The 11,977-nt window shown below is 63.6% G+C and carries 9 protein-coding genes; 2 read left to right on the top strand and 7 right to left on the bottom strand.

Translation table 11 applies throughout. From position 1 onward, the window contains the following. From ACIQ09_RS19720 to gyrA, 7 genes are all read right to left on the bottom strand, one after another. The coding region (locus ACIQ09_RS19720; protein ID WP_398313725.1) for a S1 RNA-binding domain-containing protein at window positions 1–630 on the bottom strand (630 nt) is incomplete at its 3' end. Between the two features lie 79 nt (window positions 631–709). Continuing rightward, window positions 710–2,671 carry a bifunctional 3-phosphoshikimate 1-carboxyvinyltransferase/cytidylate kinase gene (locus ACIQ09_RS19715; protein ID WP_398313723.1) on the bottom strand — a complete coding sequence of 654 codons (1,962 nt, stop codon included), beginning with the start codon at window positions 2,669–2,671 and terminating at the stop codon, window positions 710–712. 14 nt (window positions 2,672–2,685) lie between these two features. Further along, window positions 2,686–3,579 carry a prephenate dehydrogenase gene (locus ACIQ09_RS19710; protein WP_398313721.1) on the bottom strand — a complete coding sequence of 298 codons (894 nt, stop codon included), beginning with the start codon at window positions 3,577–3,579 and terminating at the stop codon, window positions 2,686–2,688. A 12-nt stretch (window positions 3,580–3,591) separates the two neighbouring features. After that, on the bottom strand, window positions 3,592–4,689 hold the full coding sequence (hisC, locus tag ACIQ09_RS19705; RefSeq protein WP_398313719.1) for a histidinol-phosphate transaminase: 1,098 nt from the start codon (window positions 4,687–4,689) through the stop codon (window positions 3,592–3,594). A gap of 17 nt (window positions 4,690–4,706) precedes the next feature. After that, the gene (gene pheA, locus ACIQ09_RS19700) at window positions 4,707–5,798 is read right to left on the bottom strand and encodes a prephenate dehydratase (RefSeq protein ID WP_398313717.1); all 1,092 of its coding nucleotides are present in this window, start codon (window positions 5,796–5,798) and stop codon (window positions 4,707–4,709) included. A 32-nt stretch (window positions 5,799–5,830) separates the two neighbouring features. Then, complete coding sequence (gene serC, locus ACIQ09_RS19695; protein ID WP_398313715.1) at window positions 5,831–6,913, bottom strand: 3-phosphoserine/phosphohydroxythreonine transaminase; 1,083 nt, start codon at window positions 6,911–6,913, stop codon at window positions 5,831–5,833. A 28-nt stretch (window positions 6,914–6,941) separates the two neighbouring features. Continuing rightward, the gene (gene gyrA, locus ACIQ09_RS19690) at window positions 6,942–9,533 is read right to left on the bottom strand and encodes a DNA gyrase subunit A (protein WP_398313713.1); all 2,592 of its coding nucleotides are present in this window, start codon (window positions 9,531–9,533) and stop codon (window positions 6,942–6,944) included. 219 nt (window positions 9,534–9,752) lie between these two features. On the opposite strand from gyrA, the gene ACIQ09_RS19685 reads away from it, so the two are divergent. Next, a complete protein-coding gene (locus tag ACIQ09_RS19685; protein ID WP_398313711.1) occupies window positions 9,753–10,478 on the top strand; it encodes an OmpA family protein in 726 nt (241 codons plus the stop codon). A gap of 70 nt (window positions 10,479–10,548) precedes the next feature. Beyond that, window positions 10,549–11,868, top strand: a complete 1,320-nt coding sequence (locus ACIQ09_RS19680; RefSeq protein ID WP_398313709.1) for a TRZ/ATZ family hydrolase — start codon at window positions 10,549–10,551, stop codon at window positions 11,866–11,868. Window positions 11,869–11,977: the final 109 nt, after the last annotated feature.

Below are 11,977 nucleotides of genomic sequence, written 5' to 3'. Positions count from 1 at the left end.
GATGTTCTTGACGATACCCTTGACGACAGTGCCTTCCTTGAGGGTTTCGAGGAGCTTCTGACGCTCTTCACCCATGGACGCTTCGAGCACTGCACGACGGGACACGACCACGTTGTTGCGCTTGCGGTCGAGCTTGATGACGCGGAATTCGAATTCCTTGCCTTCGAACGGGGTGGTGTCCTTGACGGGACGCATGTCCACCAGGGAACCCGGCAGGAACGCACGGATGCCATTGACCATGACGGTCAGACCGCCCTTCACCTTGCCGGCAATCATGCCCTTGACGAGGATCGCGTCGTTAAGCGCCTTGTCGAGGTCGTTCCAGGCAGCGATGCGCTTGGCCTTGTCGCGGGACAGGCGGGTCTCGCCGTAGCCGTCTTCGAGCTGCTCGATGGCGACCTGAACGTAATCACCGATTTCGGTGGTCAGTTCGCCGCGATCGGTGCGGAATTCCTCGATGGGAATGTAGCTCTCGGACTTGAGGCCGGCGTTGACGACCACGAAATTCTGGTCGATCCGCACGACTTCGGCGGTAATGACTTCACCGGCGCGCATTTCCTGACGATTGAGGGACTCCTCAAACAGGGCGGCAAAGCTTTCCTCGAGGGAAATAGGGGTGGCAGTGGACATATGTGAAAAAGAACCTTACAACCGTCGTGAGACGGCTCCTGGTTAAACAACCTTCGCGCCCGGGCGGGCACGAAAGACCTCAGTTGCGAAGCGCTGCGGCCCGCTCAACCACGAAATCGACCGCCTTCTGAACGGTCATTTCGGAGGTATCAAGCAACACAGCATCGTCGCATCTCTTCAAAGGCGCCACGGAGCGCTGGGAATCCCGCGCATCCCGTTCATGCAGGTCTTTGAGTAGATCGTCCATACTAGCAGCCATTCCTTTACCGATCAACTGCTTATAACGACGTTCGCTGCGCGCCTCTACGGAGGCGGTAAGGAATATCTTGAGTTCTGCATCAGGAAACACCACGGAGCCCATGTCTCGCCCCTCCGCCACCAAGCCAGCGCCCCGACGATAAGCCCGCTGCCTTGCGAACAGGGCATCGCGGACAGCAGGAAGCGCCGCCACTCGGGAGGCCCCCACCGAACAGGCCTCACTGCGGATCTCGTCGGTGACGTCCTCACCGGCGAGAAAGACCCGCTCATGCTCGAAACGCGCGGGCAACTCGGCTGCCAGTGCAGCCAGCCCGGCCTCCGCGTCGAGAGCCAAGCCTTGACGCAGGGCAGCAAGCGCCACGATCCGGTAGAGGGCGCCACTGTCGAGGTGATCGAAGCCCAGCACCTGAGCCACCTGAGCGGCAACCGTTCCCTTGCCCGATGCCGACGGCCCGTCGATGGCCACCACGGGCACAGGCGTGGCGATGCCGGCGAAGGTCTGGAAGTACTCCGGAAAGGTCTTGTTCACACACTTGGGATCGTTGATGCGCACATACGGCCCGCCCAGGGTGGCCAGCGAGAAGCACATGGCAACCCGATGGTCGTCATAGGTATCGATGACGGCCGGCTGCAGGCGTGCCGGGGGGGTCACACGGATGCTCTCGGGGAACTCCTCGACCGTCGCCCCGAGCTTGCGCAGTTCGGCCGCCATCGCGGCGATGCGATCGGTCTCCTTGACCCGCCAGCTGCCGATGTTGCGCAGGGTGCTCGGCCCATCGGCAAACAGCGCCGCCACCGACAGGGTCATGGCCGCATCGGGAATGTGATTGAGATCCAGATCGAAAGCCTTGAGGCGACCGGACGCCGGTGCTCGCGCCTCGATCCAGTCGTCACCCCAGGTGATTTCCACCCCCATGGTGGCCAGTGCGTCAGCGAACTTCACATCTCCCTGGATACTGCGCCGGCCAGCACCGACGACGCGCACCGGGCCGCCACCGAGTGCGCCAGCGGCCAGGAAGTAACTGGCAGTGGACGCATCCCCTTCCACGGAAATCCGGCCGGGCGAGACATAGCGCTGGCCTGCCGGAACCACGAAGCGGCTCCAGCCGTCACGCTGCACCACCACGCCAAAACGCTCCATGAGGTTGAGGGTGATTTCCACGTAAGGACGGCTGATCAGCTCCCCCTCGACCTCGATGGTGAGGGGCTTGTCCCGCGCCACCAGAGGTGCGGCCTGCAGCAGGCCGGTGAGGAACTGGCTGGACACATTACCCCTCACACTGACCCGTTCGGCTGCGAGCTCAGCCGGCTGCAGCGCCAGGGGCGGATAGCCTTCCTGCCCCAGCCAGGCAACCCGGGCGCCGAGTTGCTTGAGACCGTCCACCAGGTCGCCAATGGGGCGCTCGTGCATTCGCGGCACACCGGACAGACGCACCTCGGCCTGGGCATCACCACAACCGGAGAGGGACGTGACGATGGCTGGCACCAGAGTACGGATACTGAGCCCGGAATTACCCACAAACAGATCGGCCCGCAACTGGGGGAAGCGCCCGTTGCAACCCGCCACGCGCAGCGCAGCGCCCTCCTCCGTCACATTCACGCCCAAGGCGACGATGGCATTGCGCATCACCCGGGTATCGTCGGAGTCCAGCAGATCCTCGACCAGGGTTTCCCCCTCGGCCAGGGCGGCGAGCAGCAGCACGCGATTGGAGATGCTCTTGGAGCCGGGAAGACGTACGGTGCCGGCAGCCCTGCGCATCGGCGGCAGATCGATGAATTCCATGGAAAATCCTTGTATCACTCGCCCGAAGGCGTCGCTGGGAAGGCCTTGTCGGCCCATTCGTTGCGGGCCCGGCTGGCATCGGCAAAAACAGCCTCGAGCGCCGGCCCGTCTCCGGCCAGAAGCAGCGCGCGCAGATAGGCCAGCTCGGACAGATAGGCATCGAGCTCGGCCAGCAGGGAATGGCGATTGGCCACGCAGATGTCGCGCCACATCTCCGGATGGCTCCCTGCCACCCGGGTGAAGTCCCGGAAACCGCTCGCGGCGTAACTGAAGAGCTGTTCCGCATTGGCGCGGCCAGCCAGATCATGGACCAAGCCAAAGGCCAGCAAGTGGGGCAGATGGCTGACCGCCGCAAACACCCGGTCATGCTCCTGCGGGCTCATCTCGTGCAGCACCGCCCCGCAGGCAGCCCACAGCTCGCGCACCCGCAGCACCGCCTCGGGCGCATTCTCGGGTAGCGGGGTCACCACCACCTTGCGCCCACGGTACAAATCGGCTCTGGCTGCAGAAGGCCCGCTCTTCTCGGCTCCGGCTATGGGATGCGCGGGCACGACCTGGGCCAGATGGGCGCCCAGATGACGGTAGATTGCTTCGATCACATCCCGTTTCGTGCTACCCGCGTCGGTCACGATGGTGTTCGGACCCAGATGGGGTGCCATGGCCTGCGCCACCGCCTCCATCTGGCCGACAGGCATGGCCAGCAAGACCATGTCCGCCCCGTCGAGTGCTTCGGCCCAATCGGTGGAAATCTCGTCGATTACACCAAGCTGCCGAGCCTGGGCGAGCGGCTCGGGGCGGCGACCGATGCCCACCACACGTTCAACCAGCCTGGCCTGGCGCAAGGCCAGCGCCACCGATCCACCAATCAGGCCGACGCCGCACACCACAAGCTTTTCGATCTTGCGCACGGCGGGCCTCACTCAGCCAAGGGCAACGGGCAGGGCCTCGAGGAAGCGGGCATTCTCGCTCTCCAGGCCGATGGACACACGCAACCACTCAGGCATGCCATATCCGCCAATAGGGCGCACGATGACACCCTGACGCAGCAAGCCCTGATTAACCTTGGCTCCGTTGCCAACCTTGAAGGTGACAAAGTTGCCGGCGGAGGGAATCCACTCGAGGCCGAGGGTGGTAAAACCGGCAGTCAGCTGGGCCATCCCGGCCCGGTTCAAGGCATAGCTGCGCGCCAGGAAATCGTCGTCAAAAAGCGCGGCCGCTGCAGCCGCAAGGCCGACGCTGGTGACATTGAAGGGCTGGCGGACGCGATTCAGCAAATCGATGACCGCCGCGCTGCCCAGGCCATAGCCCACCCGCAGACCGGCCAGGCCATAGGCCTTGGAGAAGGTGCGGCTGATGAGCAGGTTGGGAAAACGGGACAGCCAGGCGATCGCGTCGTAGCGCTGCTCCGGCCCGAGGTATTCGGTGTAAGCCTCGTCGAGCACCACCAGAACCTCGGCAGGCACCTTGCCCAGGAAGGCCTCGATCCTGTCGCCGGGAAGGAAGGTGCCTGTCGGGTTGTTGGGATTGGCAATGAAGATCACCCGCGTGGCGGGAGTGATCGCCGCCAGCATGGCATCCAGGTCATGGCCGAAGTTCTGCGCTGGCACCTCGACACCACGGGCGCCCGTCGCCTGGGTGGCCAGGGGATAGACGGCGAAGGCGTGGCGGGCATAGATGGCTTCCCGGTCCGGACCGAGGAAAGCCCGCGCTGCCAGTTCGAGGATGTCGTTGGAACCGTTGCCCAGAACAATCTGGTCCATGGCCACACCGTAACGCCGGTGCAGGGCATCCTTCAGCTCAAAGCCATTCCCGTCGGGGTAGCGGGCGATGTCTGCCAGCGCCGCCTCAATGGCTGCCCGGGTCTTCTCGCCGATGCCCAGCGGGTTCTCGTTGGAGGCCAGCTTGACGATGGACGCCTCCGCCAGCCCCATCTCCCGGGCCAGTTCGGAGATCGGCTTGCCGGGCTGATAGGGAGAGATCGCCCGGATGTAGGCGGGCGCCAGATCACACAAACTCATGAACAACTCCAGGGGAATCAGTACACAGCCTGGGGGTAGGAACCCAGGATCTTGAGATAGGCGGCCCGGCTGGCCAGTGCATCCAGCGCGGCCTTCACGGCCGGATCATCCCGGTGGCCCTCGATATCCACGTAGAAAACGTACTCCCACAGCGCCGCACGGGCGGGCCGCGACTCGAGGCGGTTCATGGACACACCCGCCTCGGCCAGCGGCGCCAGCAGTTCGTGGACGGCGCCAGGACGATTGCTCGCCGACATGATCAGGGAGGTCTTGTCCGCTCCCGTCCGGCCTGCATCATGCCGCCCCAGTACCAGGAAGCGGGTGGTATTGTTGGGCTCGTCCTCGATGCTCTCCACCAGGCGGGGCAGATCGTAGCGCGCCGATGCGGCCTCTCCGGCAATGGCCGCAGCGCCCGGCTCCAGGGAAGCAAGACGCGCCGCTTCCGCATTGCTGCCAACGGAAATGCGCGGAACGCCTGGAAGCGAACGGTTCAACCATTCATGACACTGGGCCAGGGACTGGGCGTGGGAATACACCTTGGTGATTCGGCCCAGCTCCGTTTCGCGGGTCATCAGGTGCTGATGGATGCGCAGCACGACTTCGCCACAAATCTTGAGCGACGACCCGAGCAGAAGATCAAGGGTGCGCCCCACCGCGCCTTCCGTGGAGTTCTCGACCGGTGCCACACCATAGTGGGCATGCCCGGCTTCCACTTCCCGAAAAACGTCGTCGATGGTGCTTTGCGGAGCAAGACGGGCCGCATGCCCGAAATGCTTGACCGCGGCGCTCTCGGAGAAGGTGCCCAGGGGCCCCAGGAAAGCAATGCCCAGCGGCGTTTCCAGAGATAAACAGGCCGACATCACCTCCCGGAAGAAGAAGGTGACACTCTCGTTGGGCAGAGGACCGGCGTTGAGGTCCTGAATGCGGCGCAGTACCTGTGCTTCACGCTCGGGTCGGTAGATGTAGCCCGCATCGCCGTACTTCGCCTTGATCTCGCCCACGTGCTGCGCGCACTTGGCGCGCTGATTGAGCAGCGCCAGCATCTGTGCATCGATGGCATCAATCTGCTCGCGCACCACGCCGAGCTCCTGCAGCATCCCTTCGTTCATGCCTTCTCCTGAGACCCCAAAACCCTGCCTGCTCACGCCTTGCGTGCGGCGAAATCCTGCATCAGCGCCACCAGGGCATCCACGCCGTCGAGGGACATGGCGTTGTAGATCGACGCCCGCATGCCGCCAACCGACTTGTGCCCCTTGAGGCCAGCCAGCTTGCGCTCGGCGGCCTCGGCCAGGAACTCGGCATCCAGGGCGGGATTGGACAGCGTGAACGGAACATTCATGCGCGAACGACAATCCGCAGCCACCGGGTTGCGATAGAAGCCGCCACTCCCCTCGATGGCGTCATAAACGCGCTTCGCCTTGGCGATATTGGCCTGCTCCACCGCCGCCAAACCCCCCTGGGACTTGAGGTTCTTGAAGATCAGCCCGGCAAGGTAGATGCCGAAAGTGGGCGGCGTGTTGAGCATGGAGCCGTTGTCAGCCATGGTGGCGTAGTTCATCACGCTGGGCGTGCTCGCCGAGGCCTTGCCCAGCAGATCCTCACGCACGATGACCAACACCAGGCCCGCCGGGCCGATGTTCTTCTGCGCGCCAGCATAGATCAAGCCATAGCGGGACACATCCATAGGGCGCGACAGGATGTGGGAGCTCATGTCGGCCACCAGGGGAACACCCGCCGGCACCGTGGGCAGATCGAACATCTCGACGCCGTGGATGGTCTCGTTGGTGCACACGTGCAGATACGCTGCGCCGGGATCAAGCCTGAGCTCGCTGGCCGCAGGCAGACGGCTGAAGCCGTCGCCCTCGGTGGAGCCGGCCAGCCGGACGGGCCCAACATGCTGTGCTTCCTTGTAGGCCTTCTTCGACCAGGAGCCGGTGACGATGTAGTCGGCGGAACGCCCGTCGAGCAGGTTCATGGGGATCTGGGCGAACTGCTGGGTCGCCCCGCCCTGCAGAAACAGCACCCGGTAGTTGGACGGAATGCCCATCAACTCGCGCAGATCGGCTTCAGCCTCGTTGATGACACCGGTGAAATCCTTGCCCCGGTGGCTCATCTCCATGATGCCCATGCCGGTCCCGTGCCAGTCGAGCAGCTCGTCGCGCACCTGCTCCAGAACGGCCGTCGGCAACACCGCCGGCCCCGCCGAGAAATTGAAAATCCGCATCGTCTGAATCCTTGCTCCGTCAGTCAGCTCAGGCCTCGGGCGGGGTGGTTTCATCACCCGCATCGCCCAGGACATCCTGGTCTTCCTCTTCCCCTTCGAGAATCTTCTGCACACCGGACAGGACACTGCCCTCATCCACCGCGATCAGCGTCACCCCCTGAGTGGCGCGGCCCATCTCGCGGATCTCCGCCACACGGGTGCGCACCAGCACACCACCGGTGGTGATGAGCATGATCTGATCCTTCTCGGTGACCAGCGTCGCCGCCACTACGCGACCATTCCGGTCGGAGGTCTGGATGGCAATCATGCCCTTGGTGCCACGGCCGTGGCGGGTGTATTCGCCGATCGGCGTGCGCTTGCCAAAACCGTTCTCGGTGGCGGTGAGCACGCTCTGCTCCTCGTCACCGGCCACCAGCATGGCGATCACGGTTTGACCGTCCTCCAGCATCATGCCGCGAACACCGCGAGCCTGGCGACCCATCGGCCGGACGTCGTTCTCGCTGAAGCGCACAGCCTTGCCGGCATCGGAGAACATCATCACATCGTGCTGGCCATCGGTGATGGCCACGCCCACCAGGTAATCGCCTTCGTCCAGCCCAACGGCGATGATGCCGGCTTTGCGCGGGTTGGCGAAATCGGTGAGCGGCGTCTTCTTGACCGTGCCCTGGGCCGTGGCCATGAAGATGAAATGACCTTCGTCGAACTCCTTGACCGGCAGCACTGCCGTGATTTTCTCACCCTCCAGCAGGGGGAAGAGATTGACGATGGGCTTGCCACGGGAGTTGCGGGTCCCTTCCGGCACCTCGTAAACCTTGAGCCAGTACAGGCGGCCACGGTTCGAGAAGCACAGGATATGGTCGTGGGTGTTCGCCACGAAGAGCTGATCGACAAAATCGTCGTCCTTCACTGCCGCAGCCTGCTTGCCCCGGCCGCCGCGCTTCTGGGCCCGGTAGTCGGTGAGCGGCTGACGCTTGAAGTAGCCGGTATGGGACAGGGTCACGACCATGTCCTGGGGCGCAATCAGGTCTTCAATATTGATGTCGGCGGTATTCATCACCAGCTCGGAGCGACGCGGGTCGCCGAACTGCTGCTTGATGAGGTTGAGCTCGTCCACGATGATCGCGGTGATGCGCTCGGGGCGCGCCAGGATGTCGAGCAGGTCGGCGATGGTGGCCATCACGTCCCGGTACTCGGCGACGATCTTGTCCTGCTCGAGGCCGGTAAGGCGCTGCAGACGCAGTTCGAGGATGGCCTGAGCCTGGGCATCGGACAGGCGATAACCCTGGGCCGACAGACCGAACTCGGCGGCCAGACCTTCCGGACGATAGCTGTCGGACGCTGCCCGGGACAGCATCTCCTCCACCAGGGCCGAGCGCCACTGACGCGCCATCAGGGCCTTCTTGGCTTCCGGCGGCGTCGGTGCAGCCTTGATCAGGGCGATGATCTCGTCCACGTTGGACAGGGCCACCGCCAGGCCTTCGAGGATATGGCCGCGCTCGCGGGCCTTGCGCAGCTCAAAGATGGTGCGGCGGGTGACGACCTCGCGCCGGTGGGCGAGGAAGCAGTCCAGCATCTGGTACAGATTGAGCAGGCGCGGCTTGCCATCCACCAGCGCCACCATGTTCATGCCGAAGGTATCCTGCAACTGGGTCTGCTTGAACAGGTTGTTCAGCACCACATCCGGCATCTCGTTGCGCTTCAGTTCGACCACCACGCGCATGCCCGATTTGTCGGATTCGTCGCGGATCTCGCTGATGCCTTCGATCTTCTTCTCGTTGACCAGCTCGGCAATTTTCTCAAGCAGGGTCTTCTTGTTAACCTGGTAGGGCAGCTCATCGACGATGATCGCCTGACGGTCCCCCTTGCCGATGTCCTCGAAGTGCGTGCGTGCGCGCATCACCACCCGGCCGCGCCCGGTGCGATAGCCCTCATGGACGCCGGCGAGGCCGTAGATCAGGCCGGCAGTCGGGAAGTCGGGGGCGGGAATGATCTTGATCAGATCCTCGATCGTGGTCTCGGGCTCCTGCAGCAACTTGAGGCAGCCATCGACGATCTCGGTCAGGTTGTGGGGCGGAATGTTGGTTGCCATGCCCACCGCGATACCACCGGAACCGTTGATCAGCAGGTTGGGCACCCGCGCAGGCAGAACCAGCGGCTCCTTTTCGGAGCCATCGTAGTTGGGCCCGAAATCGATCGTTTCCTTCTCGATGTCGGCCAGCATTTCGTGGCCGATCTTGGCCATGCGGATTTCGGTGTAACGCATTGCCGCCGCACTGTCGCCGTCCACCGATCCGAAGTTGCCCTGACCATCAACCAGCATGTAGCGCAGGGAGAAGTTCTGGGCCATCCGAACGATGGTGTCATACACCGACTGGTCGCCGTGGGGGTGATACTTACCGATCACATCCCCAACGATACGCGCCGACTTCTTGTAAGCCTTGTTCCAGTCGTTGCCAAGCTCGTGCATGGCAAACAGCACACGGCGGTGCACCGGCTTGAGGCCGTCTCGCACGTCCGGGAGGGCCCGCCCGACAATCACGCTCATGGCGTAATCCAGGTAGGCATGACGCATCTCGTCTTCGAGGCTGATGGGGAGAGTTTCTTTGGCGAACGGGATCATGGCACCGCGAGGAATCGACTATTCGTCGAAAAGACGAAAAACAAGGAGTTTATCACGCCACCAGTGCCCCACTCCCGCCAGCTGTTGCACCCGAACCCCGCACCCGGCGCCACAGCCCCGATTGTGATCCCCTCATCTCATATGCTCTAATCCGCGAGCACCCGAACACCACAAGACAGGCGCCTCAAGCGCCTCACTTTATATTGAGGAGGAAACCCGATGACCGCAGCAAACTTCCGTCTGACGACAGCCACCCTTCTGATGCTTGCCGGCTTCTCGGCCATGGCCCAATCCAAGGACATCGTCGTCGACCCGAAGGGTGAAGTCCCTTACGCCATCGACCAGCGCAACGTCGTCGTAAAGAGCGGCGCCGACCTGTGCTGGCGCACTGGCTACTGGACGCCGGGCGCCGCTGGCGAAGCCAAGGCCGGCGCAGCTCCGGTGGCGTGCGAGTGCGACAAGGACGTTGTCGGTGCTGACAAGTGCGCGCCGGCTGCCGCCGCAGCCGCCCCTGCCCCCGCTCCGGCGCCGGTGGTCGCTGCAGCCCCCGCACCCAAGAAGTGCGACTTCAGCATGACCCTCCACACCGACCACACCTTCGCCTTCAACAAGGCCGTGCTGGGCCCCATCGCCAAGAAGAACCTCGACGACATGATCAGCACCAAGCTTGCCGCCTGTGCTGAAGTGAAGTCCGTGATCATCACCGGCCACACTGACCGCCTGGGCACCCAGTCCTACAACCAGAAGCTCTCCGAGAAGCGGGCTGAAGCCGTCCAGACCTACCTGGTAAGCAAGGGCATCAAGGCAGACCTGATCGACACCATGGGCGCCGGCAAGACCCAGCCGGTGCAGAGCTGCGACGACAAGCTCGGCCGCAAGAAGCTCATCGAATGCCTGGCCCCCAACCGCCGCGTCACCCTGGACGTCAAGGGCCCCGCCAAGTAATCTCCGGCTCATCAAACCACCCTGAAAACCCCGCCTCACAGCGGGGTTTTTCATATACGGAACCCGTCCCATGACGCCTGTCCCGGTCGATCTGCTGATCGAAGCCCGATACCTCATCCCGGTCGAGCCGTACGACACCACCCTCGAACATCACAGCATCGCCATCCGTGACGGGCGCATAGCGGCCATCCTCCCGACGGACCAGGCCAGAACCCGCTTCAACGCCGCCGAAACCGTCAGCCTTCCGGAACACATCGTCACCCCCGGGTTGATCAACCTCCACTGCCACGCGGCCATGACGCTGATGCGCGGCCTGGCCGACGATCTGCCGCTGATGCGCTGGCTGCAGGAAGCCATCTGGCCCGCCGAGGCCCGCCACGCCTCCCATGCATTCGTCCGCGACGGCAGCCTGCTGGCCGGCGCAGAAATGCTGCGCGGGGGCGTCACCACCTGCAACGACATGTACTTCTTCCCGCAGGCCAGCGCAGAAGCTTTCGACCGCCTTGGCATGCGGGCCGCGCTCGGTATCACGGTCATCGAGTTTCCATCCCAGTACGCATCCGATGCCGACGACTATCTCCACAAAGGGCTCGCCACCTTCGAAACCTGGCGCGACCACCCCCTGATCAGCTTCACCCTCGCCCCCCACGCCCCCTACACGGTCTCCAACGCCAGCTTCGAGCGCATCGGCACCCTCGCCGACGAGCTGGAGTTGCCCATCCACATCCACATCCACGAAACCGCCAGCGAGATCAGCGACAGCCAGCGCGACTTCGGCCAGCGTCCGATCGCACGCCTGGAGAGCCTGGGGCTGCTTGGCCCCAATCTGATCGGCGTGCATGCCGTCCACCTCTCCGAGGAAGATATCGATCGCCTCGCCCTGCACCGCTGCGCCATCGCCCACTGCCCGACCTCGAACATGAAACTGGCCAGCGGCGCAGCCCCCGCCAACCAGCTCCTCGGGCGCGGCCTCCCCGTCGGCCTGGGCAGCGACGGTGCGGCCAGCAACAACCGTCTCGATCTGTGGCGTGAAATGCTCCAGGCCAGCCTCCTTGCCAAGCTCGGCACCGGTGACGCATCATCCCTCCCGGCCCATGAAGCCTTGCGCATGGCAACCCTGCACGGCGCCCGCGCCCTTGGCATGGATGAGCACATCGGGTCCCTTCTGCCCGGCAAGGCGGCAGACATCTGTGCCCTGCGCATTGATTCACCAGACAGCCTGCCCCTCTTCGATGCCGCCTCGCACCTGGTGTACGTCCTTGGAAGACACAACGTTTCCGATGTCTGGATCAACGGTCAGCGGCGGTTAAGAGGTGGCGAACTGTTGCAAATATCCAACACTGAACTATTGAGCATCGCCCTCCTATGGCAAAATAAGCTCCGCCAATGAATTGGATATGCTGCCTGAGTTCATAGTGCACTTTGGCAGCCTGGATGAATCTTCCGGTTCTACCCCTTTGCCTTGCGACGAGGAAAACGATGATCAAACAAGCCAAAAA

Source organism: Zoogloea sp., assembly GCF_044344315.1.
Taxonomy (GTDB): Bacteria; Pseudomonadota; Gammaproteobacteria; order Burkholderiales; family Rhodocyclaceae; genus Zoogloea.
Note: the sequence above shows the minus strand (reverse complement) of the source record. Positions and strands in the feature narration are given on the sequence as shown.